Consider the following 15,565-nt stretch of genomic DNA (forward strand, 5'->3'; position numbering starts at 1 on the left):
CCCCGCGGCTAGGGTTCGTCCGTGCCATTCGCGCTGACGGACGACGGGGTCGACATCCACTACGAGGTCCACGGCGGAGGTCCGCCGCTGCTCCTGCTCGGCGGGCAGGCGAACGACCACCACTGGTGGGACGAGGTGCGCGCGGACTTCGCCGCCGCGTTCACCACCGTCGTGCTCGACTACCGGGGCACCGGCGACAGCGGCAGGCCGGACACGGACTCCTACAGCACCAGGGGGTTCGCCGACGACGTGCTGCGCGTGCTGGACCACCTCGGCGTCGACCGCGCGCACGTGTACGGGACGTCGATGGGCGGCCGGGTCGCGCAGTGGATCGCCGCCGACCACCCCGAGCGGGTCGACCGGCTGGTGCTCGGGTGCACCTCACCCGGCAAGCCGCACGGGGTCGAGCGGAGCGCGGAGGTGCGGCGCTCGTTGGCGCAGGTGGACAAGGCGGCGTCGCGGCGGGCGCTGCTGGAGCTGATGTACACGCCCGCGTGGGTCGCGGGCCACACCGGGCCGTTCAACACCCTGGGCGATCCCACCATGCCCCCGCACGCCCGGCGCGGACACCTGCTGGCCAGCGGCGGGCACAACAGCTGGGACGCGCTGCCGTCGATCGGGGCGCCGACGCTGGTCGTGCACGGGACCGACGACGTGTTCAACCCGACCGCCAACGCCCACCTGCTGGCGGGGCGCGTGCCCGGCGCCGAACTGCACCTCGTCCCCGGCGGGCGGCACGCGCACTTCGAGGAGTTCCGCGACGTCGCGAGCCCGCTCGTGCTGGAGTTCCTGAGCCGCTGAGAACGGGAGTTGACAACGTCGGCTAATGCCATTAGCTTTTGGGCTACAGCAATTAGCCACTTGAGGAGACGGTCATGACGGAGTACCTGGAGCTCGACGGTGGACGGCTCGCCTACGACGTGACCGGGGAGGGTCCGCTGGTCGTGCTGGCGCACGGCATGGGCGACAACCGGGACGCCTACCGCGAGGTCGCCGCCGGACTGGTCGACGCCGGGTACCGCGTGGCCTCCGTGGACCAGCGCGGCCACGGCGAGTCCAGCGTCGGTTGGCCGTCCTACACCCGCACGGACGCGGCGGCCGACCTGCTCGCCGTGGTCCACCACCTGGGCGGCCCGGCCGTGCTCGTGGGCCACTCGTTCGCCGGCGGCGCCGTCACCATCGCGGCGGCCCTGGAGCCCGAGTCGGTCACCGCCGTCGTGGAGATCAGCCCGTTCACCCGCGCGCAGAAGATCGCCTTCGGCGCCCTGTTCTCGAACGCCCGCTACCGCAAGGGCTCGACGCTGCTCATGGGCGCGGGGCTGTTCCGCAGCGTCGGGACGTGGAAGAGCTACCTCGACCACGCCTACCCCGGCACCAGGCCCGCGCGCTACGCCGAGCACGTCGCCGCGCTCGACACCGAGCTGAGCAGGCCCGGCCGGATGGCGGTGCTGGGCAAGATGGGCATGTCCGCGCCCACCGACGCCGGCGCCAAGCTCGCCGACCTCCGCTGCCCCGCGCTGGTCGTCGTGGGCTCGCTGGACCCCGACTGGGCCGACCCCGTCGCCGAGGGCGAGGGCATCGTGGCGGGCATGCCGTCCGGACTGGGCAGGCTCGAAGTGGTCGAGGGAGCGGGCCACTACGCGCACGTGCAGTTCCCGGACGCCGTGATCACGGCGATCCTGACCTTCCTCAAGGAGGTCCCCCGTGGCTAGGGCCGCGCTGTCCGCGGACGCGGTGGTCGACGTCGCCCTGCGCCTTGTCGACGAGGAGGGCCCCGGCGCGCTGACCCTGGCCGCGGTGGCCTCCCGCGCGGGCGTGGCCACGCCGTCGCTCTACAAGCACGTCCGGAACCTGGCCGAGCTGCGCGCGCTCCTGTCGGTGCGGATCATGGACGAGCTCTTCGACCGGATCGGTTCGGCGGTGCTCGGCCGTTCCGCCGACGACGCGGTGCGCGCCCTCATGCTGGCCTGGCGCGAGTACGTCGTCACCCACCCGAACCGCTACGGCTCCGTCGACCAGGGCCCCGACCCGATGGTGTCGCGGGCCGCGAACAGGCTGATCGACGTCATGATGGCCGCCCTGCGCGCGTACGGCCTGGAGGACTCCGATGCCATCCACGCCGCTCGCTGCCTGCGCGCTGCCGTGCACGGGTTCTCCGTGCTGGAGGCGCAGAGGGGCTTCCAGCTCCCCGAGAAGCTCGACGAGAGCTACGACCTGCTGGTGCACATGGTGATCTCGGGGCTGCGGACTCCGGCTCCCGGCGCGTGACGCGGCCGGGTCGCCCACCGGCGTGAGCCACCCGGCCTCACGCTCCCGAAGGGCTGACCAACCCGGTCTCGTAGGCCACCACCACGGCCTGCACGCGGTCGCGGAGGCCGAGCTTGGCGAGGATGCGGGCGACGTGCGTCTTCACGGTGGCCTCGGACAGGTGCAGCTTCCCGGCGAGCTCGGCGTTGCTCAACCCCCTGGCCAGCAACGTGAGCACCTCCAGTTCACGCGGGGTCAGCGTGGCCAGGTCGCGGTGCGGCGGGGTCGTGCCGGTGTCGCCGCGGGCGAAGCGCTCGACCAGCCGCCGGGTGATCGTCGGGGCCAGCAGGGCGTCGCCGGAGCGGACCAGGCGGACGGCGGCGACGAGGTGCTCGGGTGTGACGTCCTTGAGCAGGAACCCGCTGGCGCCCGCCGACAACGCCGCGTAGACGTAGCGGTCGAGGTCGAACGTGGTCAGGATGATCACCCGCGGCTCCCCCTCGGCGCCGGTCAGGATGCGCCGGGTGGCCTCCAGGCCGTCCAGCACGGGCATCCGGACGTCCATCAGCACCACGTCCGGCCGGGTGCGCCGGACCGCGTCGACGGCTTCGGCGCCGTTCGCGGCCTCGGCGACCACGTCGATGCCGTCGGCGGTGAGGATCATCCGGAACCCGGTGCGCACCAGCGCCTGGTCGTCGGCGACCACCACGCGCACCGCCTCGGTCACAACGCCTCCAGGGGAATCCTCGCGGTGACCCGGTACCCGCCGAGCGGGCGGAGACCGGCCCGCAGGGTGCCACCGTAGACAGCCAGCCGCTCGCGCAGTCCGATGAGCCCTCGCCCGGTCCCGGCGGAGGTCGGGCCGGGGGTGCCGCCGATGTCGGTGACCTCGACCAGCAGGTGGTCGGCGCCGTACTCGACGAGCACCTCGGCGGACGCGCCCGCCGCGTGCTTCACCGTGTTGGTCAGGGCTTCCTGCACGACCCGGTACGCGGCCAGCCCGACTCCCGACGGCAGCGGGCGCGGTGCGCCGGACACGGTCAGCCGGACCGGCACGCCGGTGTCCCGGACCCGTGCGACCAGCGCCTCCAACTGGTCGACGTCGGGTTGCGGCGCCAGCACCGGCTCGACGCCGTCGGTGTCCATCGTGAGCAGCCCCATCACGTGCCGCAGCTCCGACATCGCCGCCCGGCCGCCCGCCTCGACGGCGAGCAGCGCCTCACGGGCCTGGTCGGGCTCGGCGGCCATGACCTTGCGGGCGGCACCGGCCTGGATGACCATCACGCTCACGTTGTGCGTCACCACGTCGTGCAGCTCGCGGGCGATGCGGGCGCGCTCGTGCTCGACGGCGCTGCGCAGCGCCTGGTCCCGTTCGCGCTCCAAAGTGGACACTTGCGCCAACCCCTCGTCGGTGCGCAGCTTCCAGGTGCGCAACCCGTTGGCGGCCACCACCATCGGGACGAGGACCATCAGCGCGATGTACTGGTTCGGGACGACCGGCTGGGTGTCGCCGGTGAACTCGCTGACCGCCAGCGCCAGCACCACCAGCGTCCCCAGCGTCGGCGGCCGGTACTGGCTGTAGGCCGCGGCGCTGTAGGCGGCCACGACGCAGGCGTAGAAGGTGACCCTCGGGACGTCCGGCGGGGTCAGCACGGCCAGGAAGGTCACGGCGCACAGCACGGCGAACGGGTACCGGCGGCGCACCACCAGCACCGCCGACGAGAGCAGCGCCAGCACGACCAGCGTGATCCAGTCGGCCGAGTCGACGAACGGCGCGGGAACCGCGATCCAGCCGGATCCACCGGGCGCCGGAACGATCTCGACCCGCTCCGGACCGGCTCCCGCGGACGCGTCCCCGCGGTCGACGGCGTACATGACCGTGGCGAACCCGATGACCAGCGCCACCAGCAGGTCGAAGACCCTGCCGCGCCGGGTGAGCAGCGGCGGCGGACCGGTCGGGCGCGCCAACGGGCCCACCCACTCCCGCAGGCGCTCCACGACGTTCTTCACCGGCCCATTCTCACCGACTCCCCCGGCGCGGACATCCACCTCAGGACGTGCGGCGGAACCCCGTTCGACTACGCCGCGAGGATGACGCCGACGATGATCATCCCTGCGCGGTACCGGGTGTGGCCCGGCCGACCGACGCGCCCGGACCGCCCGCGCTCCTAGCGTCCGGCGGGTCAGATCCACCTACTCCGGGAGACCCCGACCATGACCACTCCGGTGATCGAACTGCGCGACGTGCGCCGCGCCTACGACGACGGGCCGCCCGCCCTGCACGACGCTTCGCTGACCGTCCTGCCGGGCGAGGCCGTGGCGATCCTCGGACCGTCCGGCAGCGGCAAGTCCACGCTGCTCAACCTGATCGCGGGCCTCGACCGGCCGGATGCGGGCACCGTCACCGTGGACGGGGTGCGCGTCGACAGGCTCGGCGAGGCCGCCTCCGCGCGCTACCGGCGGGCGAAGATCGGCATGGTCTTCCAGTTCTTCAACCTGCTCGACGACCTCACCGTCGCCGACAACGTCGCGCTGCCCGCCCAACTCGCGGGCATGGCGGGCGGCGAGGCCAGGAAGCGCGCGGCGGAACTGCTCGGAAGGCTTGGCGTGGAAGGACATGCGGGCGCGTACCCCGGCAGGCTGTCCGGTGGCGAACGGCAGCGCGTCGCGGTGGCCAGGGCGCTGGTGAACCGCCCGCCGCTGCTGCTGGCCGACGAGCCGACCGGCGCGCTGGACACCGCCGCGGGCGAGGACGTCAGCGAGCTGCTCACCGAGTTGAACGCCGACGGCCAGACCATCGTCGTGGTCACCCACGACCTCGCGCTGGCCCGCTCCTGCACGACCCGCACGATCCGGCTGGTCGACGGCCACGTCGCCGACGACCTCGCCGCGGGGGCCACCCGATGAGCGCGCTCGGGCGGGTGGTGCGCTCGGGCGTGGGACGGCGCCGGGTGCAGACGGCGGTGATCGGGCTGGCCACGACGATGGCCGCGGCCGCGGCGGTGCTCGGGGGATCGCTGCTGGTGGCCTCCGCGGCGCCGTTCGACAACGCGTTCGCCGAGCAGCACGGCGCGCACCTGTCGGTGCAGGTGGACGGGGAGAAGGCCACGGCGGCGCAGTTGGAGGCGTCGGCGAAGGCCTCGGGCGTCACGGCCGCGGCGGGCCCGTTCCGGACGGTGTCCGTCGTGGCGCGGGACCAGCGGGGGCACGACCTGCCACCGCTGACCGTGGTGGGCCGGGCCGATCCCGGCGGTGCGGTCGACGCCGTCACGCTGCTCGACGGCGCTTGGGCCACCGGTCCCGACCAGATCGTGCTGTCCTCCGGGGGACCGGTGGGCGACGATCCGAACGGCAGCCCCCTCGGCAGGCAGTTCACGTTCCCCGACCTGCCCGGTGCCCCGGCGCTGACCGTGGTCGGCCTGGCCAGGTCCGTCAGCCGCACCGCGGGCGCGTGGGTGTCACCCGCCGCGATCCCGAAGCTGACGCGGCCGGACTCGACGGCGGGGTTCCAGGTGCTCTACCGGTTCGCCGCCGCGGACACCGCCGAGCAGGTCGAGGCGGGTCGCGTCGCGGTGACGGCGGGAATCCCGGCGGAGGCGGTGAACGGGACGCGGTCGTGGCTGGTGCTGCGGCAGGAGGCCGCTCGGGACACCGCGCTGCTCGTGCCGTTCATCGTCGCGTTCGGCCTGCTGGGGCTGGTCATGTCGGTGCTGATCGTCGGCAACGTGGTCGCGGGCGCGGTGAGCGGCGGACTGCGCCGGATCGGCGTCCTCAAGGCACTCGGGTTCACGCCGGGGCAGGTGGTGCGCGCCCACGTGGTCCAGGCGCTCGTGCCCGCCGCGGTCGGCGTCGTGATCGGCGTGGTCGCGGGCAACGCCGTGGCGCTGCCGGTGCTGGCCGAGACCAGGGAGGCCTACGGCGCGGCGACCGCGGCGGTGGACCCGCTGGTCAACGTCGTGGTGGTCGTCGGCGCGCTGGTAGTGGTGGCGGTGACCGCGTGGGCGAGCGCGTGGCGCGCCGGGCGGCTGCGCACCGTGGACGCGCTGGCCGTCGGCCGGGTCGGCGGTCCCGCCCGCGGTCGACGGGCCGCCGCACTGGCCTCGCGGCTCCCGTTGCCGAGGCCCGTCACGCTCGGCCTGTCCCGCCCGTTCGCCCGGCCCGCCCGCGCGGTCGCGATGCTCGCGGCGATCGTGTTCGGCGCCACCGCCGTGACGTTGGCGGTCGGCCTGGCGGCCTCGCTGAACGAGATCCAGGTCGGTCTCGACCACGACACCGCCGACGTCACCATCGGCTCCCCCGACCTGCACCTCCCCCCTGGCCTCGAGGACGTGGACCTGGGACCTGGAGGTCGGAAGATCAACCGGGTGCCCGACACCGCCGACCGCGCCGCGATCGACGCGGTGATCGGCGCCCAGTCCGGAACGCTGGCGCACTACGGCATGGCCACCCGCCCGGTGTCCGTCGCCGGGCTGTCCTCACCGGCCCCCGTCACCGGGTTCACCGGGGACGTCTCCTTCGCCGGCTACCGGATGACCTCGGGGCGCTGGTTCGCCGCACCGGGCGAGGTCGTGGTGCCGACGCCGTTCCTGACCGCCACCGGTACCCGCGTCGGCGACACCCTGGCGCTCAACGACCAGGGGCGGACGGTCGTGGTCCGCGTCGTCGGCGAACTCTTCGACACCAGCGACGACGGCATGGGGATCTTCACCGACGCCGCGACCCTGGTGGACCTGAAGGCCACTTCCTACAGCGTCGCGGTGCGGCCGGGCACCGACGTCGCGGGCTACCTCACGGCGTTGAACGCCGCGCTCCAGCCGCAGTCCGTGAGCGCGGAGGCCGCCACCGGCCGCGGCACCAGCGACACCCTGGTCCTGATCGCCGGGATCACCGCGACGCTCACGCTGGTGCTCGTCGCCGTCGCCGGGCTCGGGGTGCTCAACGGGGTCGTGCTCGACACCCGTGAACGCGTCCACGACATCGGTGTCCACAAGGCACTCGGCATGACCCCGCGCCAGACCACCGCGATGGTGCTGTCGTCGGTCGTCCTGACCGGACTGCTGGGCGGCGTGCTCGGGGTGCCGCTGGGGATGGCGCTGCACGGCGAGGTGATGCCCGCCATGGCCCGCGGCGCGGGCCTCGGCATGCCGACCACCGTGTTCGACGTCTACCACCCGGCGGAACTGGTGCTGCTGGGGGCGGGCGGGGTGCTGATCGCCGTGCTCGGCGCGCTGCTGCCCGCGGGATGGGCGGCCAGGACCAGGACCGCCACCGCGCTGCGCACCGAGTAGTCAGGCGACCCGGACCCCGACGGCCAGCAGGAAGAGGGCGAACGCCAGGATCGCCGCGGAGGAACGGAACACGTCGATCCGTTCCCACCGGCGGAACTCGGCCCGCCAGTCCGCGGGCGGGGCGTCGGCGTCCCAGTCGCCGATGCGCTGGTTGATCGGCACCGTGCCGAGGAACGTGAACAGGACGAAGGCCAGCAGGACGGCCGCGCCCGCGAGCCGGAAGCCGAAGCCGGCGCCCGTTCCCCCGAGGATCGTCACGGCCGCGCCCGTCAGGACCGCGGGCACCATGATCGACGGCACCAGCACCTTCAGCCTCGTGATCAGCCCCTGGCGGGCGAGGACCTGCCCCCGCTCGTCGAGCACGGCCATCGCGCCGTGCACGCCGTAGCGGACCACGAACTCCTCGCCCGCCAGGAGCCCGAGCAGGAACAGGCTGACGAGTTCCAGGTAGCGCATTCGGCTCTCCACGTTCGGGCGGTGCGGCACGACCCCGTTCTGCTGAACGGGCGTTCGTTCACTTCATGACCGTAGCCGAACGGGCGTTCGGTGGGCAAGCGCGGGAAAAAGGGGGTGAGCGCGACCCGGCACCGCTGCTACCGTCGCCGGACCCCGCACCTGGAGCGCCCCGATGTCGCGGTTCTACGTGACCACCACCGGCCCGTCGGCCGACCTCGTCCGAGCCGACGTGCTGGCCCGGCACCACCGGCAGCACGGCGACCGGGTGCGGTTCCTCAGCGCCGTCGACTCACCGGACCGCGACGCGCTGGCGTTGTCCTACAACGACTTCGTCCGCCCGGCACCACCCGCGCCCGGACAACCGCCGTACCGGCTCGCCGACCAGGCCACGGCGTTGCGCGCCGCGGTCGACGACGGCCTGCTCCGGATCCAGCCCGCCGGAGCCCGCGCCGAGGTGCTCGCCCACCTCGCCGCCGGACTGCCGGACCGCCCGCTCCCCGACGCCGCCATGGCCGGGTTGCGCGCCCCGATCACGGCGCTCGGGTACGACGTGGACGGACCGAACTACCGGCGGTGGTGGCTCGAAGGCGACCGGCGCGTGCACGTGGTCGACAGCGGTTCACTGCTGGCGCACACCGCGCACTGGCCCGCTTTCCTGCTGGCCGCGGGGATCCCGCTGCCGACCGACATCGTCGTCACGACGGACTTCGGGGTCGACCTGGGCGTCCTGGCCCGCGGGCACGGCTCCGACGCGGTCCGCTGGTGGCTGCTGCGCCACGCGCCGAGCGGCAGCGTCGGCCGGGCGGGCAAGGAACTGCCGAAGCACCTCGGCGGCCTGGTCGACCAGGTCACCGTCATGATCCACCGCTACCGCGGCAGCAGGCCGCCCACCGGGTCCGCGCCGGACGCCGCCGGGCTGGTCGCGGTGTGCCGCGAGGCTCCCCGGAAGGTGCACGCGGCGTTGACCGCCGCGGACTTCCGGCAGGCCACCGACGAGGTGTGGCGGATCGCCGAGGAGGCCACCCGCTACCTCGCCGACACACGCCCGTGGGACCTGGCCAACGCCGAACGGCGCGGCGACACCGACGCGGGCGAACGACTCGACGCCGTCCTCGCCAGCCTGCTCGCCGCCTGCCGCGCCCTCGCCAACGAGCTGACCCCGTTCATCCCGTCGGTGGCCACCCGGATCGCCGAGCGGTGCGCCGCCCTGTCCGGCACCCTCGCCCCGTCGCTGCCGCTGTTCCCTCAGACCGGGTAGCAGCCCTTCACCACGCCGGGGATCGGGTCGGCGCCGAACGCGGCGGACGTGCAGGCCACCGGTCCCGTGACCCATCTGCTCACGAACGCGCCACGTGCGCCGTAGACGACGGTCCGCGCGGAACCCGGTGCGCACGTGCCGTTCTCGGCCGCGCACGCCGTCGCCCCCGGTGGGCCGCCGACCGTTGCCGCGTAACAACCCTTGGCCACGCCGTGGACCGGATCCCCGCCGAACGCGGCGTTCGTGCACGCCGTGTCGCCCTTGCCCGCCATGCGGTACGCGAACGCGCCCACCGCGCCGTAGGCGACGACGGCGGGAGCGTCCACCTTGCAGGTGCCGTTCTCGTCGGCGCACAAGGCGTACCCGGCCGGGCCGCCGACCGGCGCGGTGTAGCAGGCCTTGAGCGTTCCCACGAGCGGGTCGCCGCCGAACGCGACGATCCCGCAGTCGATCCCGTCCGCGGCGGTGCGGAAGCGGTAGGACGTGCCCGCGCCGTAGGCGACCGTGCGCGTGCCGGTGAAGGCGCACCGGCCGGACTCGTCGGCGCACTTCGCGAACCCGGCGGGCACACCGTCCGGCGCGAACACCGACGTGGCGCCCACGTCGGTGCTGAACTTCAGGTCCCGCACCGGTTCCGCGGTGAACGACCCGCTGTTGTCGGTGCTGTAGGACTCGACCCCCGACGGATACGGGTTGCCGTCGTTGTACTCCCAGCCGTAGCACCCGGTCGTCGTGGCCGATCGCAGCCGCAACAGGTACGGGTGCCCGGCGACGACTGCCACGCCCGGACGGGCGGCCAGCGCGGTCGGCGCCCACGGCACCGCGCCGACCGGGAAGTCCCTGTGGCTCAAGGTGTTCCCGGTGGCGCCGTCGACGACTTCGAGCGTCAGCGGCGCGTTCGGGGAGCCGCTCTGGAACGCGGTGACCGACGCCGAGCTGAGCGTCCCGGTGCGCGAGGGCGTGAAACCCTGTTGGCGCGCCACGTTTCCGGCGATGTCGCAGTAGTGCCGGAAGCCGTCGAACCCGCTGCGCTGGTCGAGGTCCGGCGAACTCCGGTACGAGCCCGCCGGCCCTGGCAACGAGAGCGGGAAGCTGTTCACGCACTGGATGTCCCGCAGGGTCCCGTCGGCGTCGAACGACATCGGTCCGATGAAGAGGTTGGCCAGGGACTCGTTGGGAGCGCGGCCGTTCCACCGGTCGGACACGAAGTAGTAGGCGGTCGACCCGTCGGCGGCGACGATCGGCAGGCTCGCCAGCGGCTGCCCGCCGCAGTTGTCGGCGTTGACGATCCTGGCCCGCCACCGCGGCTCCGCCCGCCCGCTCTGGTGCACGCCGTTCGGGTCGTACCAGGATCCGCTCCACGGGCCGAGCATCGACGTGGCGGTCATCTCGCCGGTGGCGCCCGAGCAGTACGCGCAGGACGGGTCGGACATCAGCGCGTGGTAGACGCCGTCGCGCTTGAAGACCGCGAACGCCTCGACGTCGCCGAGGCCGAGCCGGGTGTACTGCCCGGTGGTGGTGAGGTAGTCGGGGGTGAGCCGTTCCACGACCATGTCCGCGGTCAGCCCGGCGGCGACCTGCGTGGTGTTGTGGACGACGTACCCGGTGCCGTCGGTGTCCACGAACAGCGACTCGTCCACGGCTCCGCCGACCGCGAGCGCGGGCGTGGGAGCCGGGGTGAAGAGGCCGGTGGGCGTGGGGCTGGTGGCGACCAGGTAGCGGCCGCCGCCGTCGGCCCACAGGACGTACTTGCCGGTCGCGGCGTTGTGGACCACGTGCGGCCGGAAGCAGTACTGGCAGGAGCCGGGAGCGGTGATGTAGCCGCGGTCGGTCCAGTGCGCGAGGTCCGGCGAGCTGTAGACCTTGAAGCCGCAGAAGTCGCCGTTCTGCTGGTAGCGGTACCCGCACGCGTAGCTGGTGCCGTACAGGTAGAAGACGTCCCCGACCTGGATCAGCGAACCGTCGTGCGCGTCGAGGGAGTTGCCGTCGACGTCGAACCGGCTGACCTGGGCGCCACTCGCGTCGGAGTTCACGACGGTCGTGGTCGACGCGGCGCCCGCCGCCGGTGCGCCGACCACGGCGCCCAGGATCAGGACGAGCACCAAGAACAGGCGTTCCATCCGCGGCCTCCTTGCCAGTATGAAACGTTTCAGCAACGTATTCGGCACGCCCCGCCCCGTCAAGACGACCGTTCGGCGTACCGGACCGCTTGCAGAACAGTCGATCCACCTGGCGACAACCGGACAGCATCGCCACGGGTTCTTGTTTCGGGCGGTCCTTGCGCGTAAACAAGGCGAAACATTTGAAACGTTTCACCGTCTGAGGGGAACGCCCATGGACCTGTCGGGAATACCGGGCGGTCGGCGTTCGCGCCTGATCGCACTGGTCGCCGCCGCACTCGCCGCCTCGTCGATCCTCGCTCCGACCACGGCCACCGCCGACTCCCGCGGCGGCGCGCTCGCGCCGACTTCCCTGCGCGCCAACGGACAGGCCTCGAACGCGCTCGTCGGCGGCACCCCGTTGACGTTGGCGTGGACGGTGAACGACTCCGGCCGCGCGCAGGCGCAGACGGCGTACGAACTCAGCGTGGACAGCCCGCGCGGCCACTGGGGTTCCGGCCGCGTGTCGTCGTCGAACTCGGTCGACGTCCGGTACTCCGGCCCCGCGCTGGCGAGCGACCGCACCTACCAGTGGACCGTGCGCACCTGGAACAGCCAGGGCGAGCGGTCGCCGTGGTCGGCGCCCGCGAAGTTCGACACCGGCCTGCTCGCCCCGGCCGACTGGTCGGCCTGGTGGATCCAGGCCGATGACGGGTCCCTGCTGCGGGACGACTTCGAGCTGACCAAGCAGGTTTCGCGCGCCCGCCTGCACTTCGGCGCGCAGGGCCTGGTCGAGCCGCACCTCAACGGCGCGCGCGTCGAGCCGAAGCAGGTGCTCGACTCCTCGGTCACCGACTACGCCCAACGCGTGCTCTACCGCGACCTCGACGTGACGAGCCTCGTCCGCAAGGGCCGCAACGCGTTGGCGTTCATGGCTTCCAAGGGCCAGTACGCGGGCAAGCCGACCTTCGTCGCGCAGCTGTCGGTGACCTACACCGACGGCACGACCGCCACCTTCGGCACCGACCCCAGCTGGAAGGCGCACGCGGGACCGGTAGTGGGCGCGGACTTCTACTACGGCGAGACCTACGACGCCCGCAGGGAGATCGCGGGCTGGGACACCGCGGACTTCGACGCGACCGCGTGGCCGTCGGCCCGCAGCGTGGCGACCGCGGCGCACCCGCAGAGCCTGGCGCAGGGCAAACCCGTTACCGCGCTCGACACGACCTCCTGCTGCGGCTGGTCCCCCGCCGCCGCGACCGACGGCATCGACGGGTCGACCGATTCCTCCCAGGGCTACCACTCGGCCACCGAACCGACCGCGGACGCCACGAAGTGGGTGCAGGTCGACCTCGGTTCCACGCAGCGCCTCGCCTCCGTGTCGCTCTTCCCGGCACGGCCCACGAACGACACGGCGGGCGACATCGTCGGCGCCGGATTCCCGGTGCGCTACCGGGTCCAGGTCAGCGACGACCCGGCGTTCGCCACGTCCACCACGGTCGCCGACAAGACCGACGCCGACCAGCCCAACCCCGGCACCTCGCCGGTGACCCTGCCCGCCGACGTGACCGGCCGGTACGTCCGGATCACCGCGACGAAGCTGTTCTGCACCGGCGCCATCTGCACGTTCCGCTTGGCGGAGCTCGCCGTGCAGGGCGCGAAGCCCGCGGTCGTCTACAGTGGACTCACCCGGCTGGAGGCCGACCCGACCCCGCCGACCAGGATCGTCTCCACCACCGCGCCCGTCGCGGAGACCAGGCCCGCGCCGGGAGTGCGGGTCTACGACTTCGGCCAGAACCGCACCGGCCAGGTCACCTTGACCGCCGCGCAACCCGCCGGGACGACGGCGGCGGTGAAGAAGGGCGAGATCCTCGACGCGGGCGGCCGCGTCACCACGTCGAACATCAGCTTCAACGGCGGTGAGCCGCCGAGGCAGAACGACCGCTACACCTTCAGCGGCACGGGCACCGAGACCTACACGCCGCACTTCAACTACGCCGGGTTCCGCTACGCCGAGCTGACCGGTGTGCCGGACGACGCCACCGTGACCGTCGCGGCGCTGGAGATGCACAACGACGTCCCGACGACCGGCTCGTTCAGCACGTCGGACGCCGGGATCAACCGGATCCAGGCCGCGGTCGCCCAGACCCAGCTGAACAACCTCGAGTCCATGCCGCTGGACTGCCCCACCAGGGAGAAGCACGGCTGGCTCGGCGACGCGGGCGACACCGACCAGGAGGCGATGGCCAACTTCGACATGCAGTCCTTCTACGCCAAGTGGTTGGACGACGTCGTGACGAGCGCGGCCCCGGACGGCAGCATCCCGTCGGTGGCGCCGGTCAACGGGGACAACGGGTGGCGCCCCGACCCCGCGTGGGGCACGGCCTACCCGCAGATCATCTGGGACTCCTACGTCCAGTACGGCAACACCGGCGTGATCACCGCGCACTACGACCACGTGAAGGCGTGGGTGGACTACCTCGGCACCATCAGCGACGCCGACCACGTCGTCGTCAACGCCCCGACGTCCTGGGGCGACGACTGGCTCTCCACGGTGAGCACGCCGCACCAGTACTTCCAGACCGGCTTCTACTACCTCGACGCGCAACTGCTCGCGAAGATGGCGAAGGCCACCGGCAACACCGCCGACGCCACGCGCTACACCGCGCTGGCCGAACAGATCGCCGCGGGCTTCACCAGGCGGTACTTCGCCGCCGACACCGGGGTGTTCTCGACCGGGACGCAGCTGACCTACGCGCTGCCGCTGGTGTTCGGCCTGGTCCCCAAGGGCCGTGAGCAGGCCACCGTCGACCGGCTGGTGTCCGACATCGCCGCGCACGGCAACCACGTGACGACCGGTTTCGTCGGCACCACGCTGGTGTTCCAGGCGTTGGGCGCGTACCAGCGCAACGACGTCGCGCTGGCCATCGCGCAGCGCAAGGACTACCCGAGCTTCGGCTACATGCTGGGCCAGGGGCCGGGCACCATCTGGGAGAAGTGGGACAACTCCTCCGCGCCGGACGGCACCTCGTCCAAGGACCACATCGGGCTCGGCGGCGCCGTCGGCCAGTGGTTCTACCAGCAGCTGGCCGGGATCCAGCCCGGAACGTCCGCCTACGGCGAGTTCACCCTCGCGCCCAGCGTCGTCGGCGACCTGACCCACGTGACCGCGAAGCAGCAGACCGTGCGGGGCACCATCCTGAGCGAGTGGAAGCGCGACGGCGCCACGGTCACCTACCACGCCACGATCCCGGTCGGTTCGAAGGCGACGATCAGGCTGCCCCTGCTGGGCGGCAAGCAGTCCACGGTCCGCGAGAGCCGCAGGACGATCTTCAGCGCGGGGCGCCCCGCCGAGCGCGTCACCGGCCTCCGGGTCGGCGCCGCGGACGACCAGGCGCTCACGGTGACGGCGGGCTCGGGCGACTACACGTTCACGATCACCCCGCCGCGCAAGGCCTTCACCCGGCTCTCGATCACGCCCGGCACCCCGGACGCGATCACCGCGGGCGGCGCCGGCGCCGTTCCGGTCGTGGTCGAGGGACGCTCCACAGTGGACACCTCCGCCGTGCTGGACGCCAAGCTCCCCGCCGGGTGGACGGCCACGCCCACCCCGGCGCGGGTGCCGCTGACCCCGGCCGACTCCGCCACGGCGACGAGCGTCCGGATCACCGTGCCGGACAACGCGAAGAGCGGCGTGCACCCCGTGACGATCACCGCCAGGTCGGCGGGCGGCACGACGGCGACGACGACCGCGCAGGTGACCGTGTTCGGCAGCTGGCAGGCGGGCACCACGGCGTCCGCGTCGACCGAGCACGCGCCGAACGAGGTCAACGGGGCGGTGCGCACCTACGTCGCCGCGAACGCCATCGACCACGACCTGGCGACGTTCTGGAACGACGACACCGACAACCGGTACCCCGACACGCTCACCGTCACCACGCCGTCCACCGGTCTCGGCGGCGTCGGCTTCGCCTCGCACCCGGACGGCGTGCCGACGGACTTCACCGTGGAGACCTGGGACGGCGCGCAGTGGGTGACGCAGGCGCAGGTCAGCGGCAACTCCGCCGTGCACCGCTGGATCCCGTTCACCTCGCCGGTCACGACGACGCAGGTGCGCGTCACCGTCACCGGCGCGCAGAACAGCTACACCCGGATCGCGGAACTCACCCCGTGACCGCCGACCGTGGCGGGGCACGAGCCCCGTCACGGTCGGTCGC

11 protein-coding genes are annotated in these 15,565 nt (G+C 72.9%); 7 read left to right on the forward strand and 4 right to left on the reverse strand.

The features are described 5' to 3' along the window. Nucleotides 1-21: 21 nt before the first annotated feature. From RM788_RS11655 to RM788_RS11665, 3 genes are all read left to right on the forward strand, one after another. Nucleotides 22-801 carry an alpha/beta fold hydrolase gene (locus RM788_RS11655; protein WP_315931631.1) on the forward strand — a complete coding sequence of 260 codons (780 nt, stop codon included), beginning with the start codon at nt 22-24 and terminating at the stop codon, nt 799-801. A gap of 74 nt (nt 802-875) precedes the next feature. Beyond that, nucleotides 876-1,712: an alpha/beta fold hydrolase gene (locus tag RM788_RS11660; protein WP_315931632.1), complete on the forward strand. Its 837-nt coding sequence runs from the start codon at nt 876-878 to the stop codon at nt 1,710-1,712. Next, entirely contained in the window at nt 1,705-2,268 is a 564-nt protein-coding gene (locus RM788_RS11665; RefSeq protein WP_315931633.1) for a TetR/AcrR family transcriptional regulator, read from the forward strand. The genes RM788_RS11660 and RM788_RS11665 overlap by 8 nt, the downstream gene beginning before the upstream one ends. A 37-nt stretch (nt 2,269-2,305) precedes the next feature. Here RM788_RS11665 and RM788_RS11670 read toward each other — a convergent pair whose 3' ends face one another. Then, nucleotides 2,306-2,974, reverse strand: coding sequence for a response regulator (locus tag RM788_RS11670; RefSeq protein WP_315931634.1), 669 nt, complete (start codon nt 2,972-2,974; stop codon nt 2,306-2,308). Continuing rightward, nucleotides 2,971-4,257: a sensor histidine kinase gene (locus tag RM788_RS11675; RefSeq protein WP_315931635.1), complete on the reverse strand. Its 1,287-nt coding sequence runs from the start codon at nt 4,255-4,257 to the stop codon at nt 2,971-2,973. The genes RM788_RS11670 and RM788_RS11675 overlap by 4 nt, the downstream gene beginning before the upstream one ends. Nucleotides 4,258-4,461: 204 nt before the next feature. On the opposite strand from RM788_RS11675, the gene RM788_RS11680 reads away from it, so the two are divergent. After that, nucleotides 4,462-5,154, forward strand: coding sequence for an ABC transporter ATP-binding protein (locus RM788_RS11680; RefSeq protein WP_315931636.1), 693 nt, complete (start codon nt 4,462-4,464; stop codon nt 5,152-5,154). Next, complete coding sequence (locus tag RM788_RS11685) at nt 5,151-7,535, forward strand: ABC transporter permease (RefSeq protein WP_315931637.1); 2,385 nt, start codon at nt 5,151-5,153, stop codon at nt 7,533-7,535. Before RM788_RS11680 ends, RM788_RS11685 begins: the two co-directional genes overlap by 4 nt. Here the strand turns inward: RM788_RS11685 and RM788_RS11690 are convergent, their stop codons facing one another. Next, nucleotides 7,536-7,991: an anthrone oxygenase family protein gene (locus RM788_RS11690; protein ID WP_315931638.1), complete on the reverse strand. Its 456-nt coding sequence runs from the start codon at nt 7,989-7,991 to the stop codon at nt 7,536-7,538. It lies immediately after the preceding gene. Between the two features lie 172 nt (nt 7,992-8,163). Between RM788_RS11690 and RM788_RS11695 the strand changes: the two genes are divergently transcribed. After that, the gene (locus RM788_RS11695) at nt 8,164-9,249 is read left to right on the forward strand and encodes a methionine--tRNA ligase (RefSeq protein ID WP_315931639.1); all 1,086 of its coding nucleotides are present in this window, start codon (nt 8,164-8,166) and stop codon (nt 9,247-9,249) included. Here the strand turns inward: RM788_RS11695 and RM788_RS11700 are convergent. Then, nucleotides 9,237-11,369, reverse strand: a complete 2,133-nt coding sequence (locus RM788_RS11700) for a family 43 glycosylhydrolase (RefSeq protein WP_315931640.1) — start codon at nt 11,367-11,369, stop codon at nt 9,237-9,239. The genes RM788_RS11695 and RM788_RS11700 overlap by 13 nt on opposite strands. A 214-nt stretch (nt 11,370-11,583) precedes the next feature. On the opposite strand from RM788_RS11700, the gene RM788_RS11705 reads away from it, so the two are divergent. Continuing rightward, nucleotides 11,584-15,522 (forward strand): family 78 glycoside hydrolase catalytic domain, encoded by a 3,939-nt coding sequence (locus RM788_RS11705; protein WP_315931641.1) that lies wholly within the window; start codon nt 11,584-11,586, stop codon nt 15,520-15,522. Nucleotides 15,523-15,565: the final 43 nt, after the last annotated feature.

This window comes from Umezawaea sp. Da 62-37, from assembly GCF_032460545.1.
GTDB lineage: Bacteria > Actinomycetota > Actinomycetes > Mycobacteriales > Pseudonocardiaceae > Umezawaea.

Bases quoted from the DNA above. Each gene is read 5' to 3' on its own strand.
- RM788_RS11705 (WP_315931641.1), top strand. From the start codon at position 11,584: ATGGACCTGTCGGGAATACCGGGCGGTCGGCGTTCGCGCCTGATCGCA.
- RM788_RS11685 (WP_315931637.1), top strand. From the start codon at position 5,151: ATGAGCGCGCTCGGGCGGGTGGTGCGCTCGGGCGTGGGACGGCGCCGG.
- RM788_RS11700 (WP_315931640.1), bottom strand. From the start codon at position 11,369: ATGGAACGCCTGTTCTTGGTGCTCGTCCTGATCCTGGGCGCCGTGGTC.
- RM788_RS11695 (WP_315931639.1), top strand. From the start codon at position 8,164: ATGTCGCGGTTCTACGTGACCACCACCGGCCCGTCGGCCGACCTCGTC.
- RM788_RS11690 (WP_315931638.1), bottom strand. From the start codon at position 7,991: ATGCGCTACCTGGAACTCGTCAGCCTGTTCCTGCTCGGGCTCCTGGCG.
- RM788_RS11660 (WP_315931632.1), top strand. From the start codon at position 876: ATGACGGAGTACCTGGAGCTCGACGGTGGACGGCTCGCCTACGACGTG.
- RM788_RS11680 (WP_315931636.1), top strand. From the start codon at position 4,462: ATGACCACTCCGGTGATCGAACTGCGCGACGTGCGCCGCGCCTACGAC.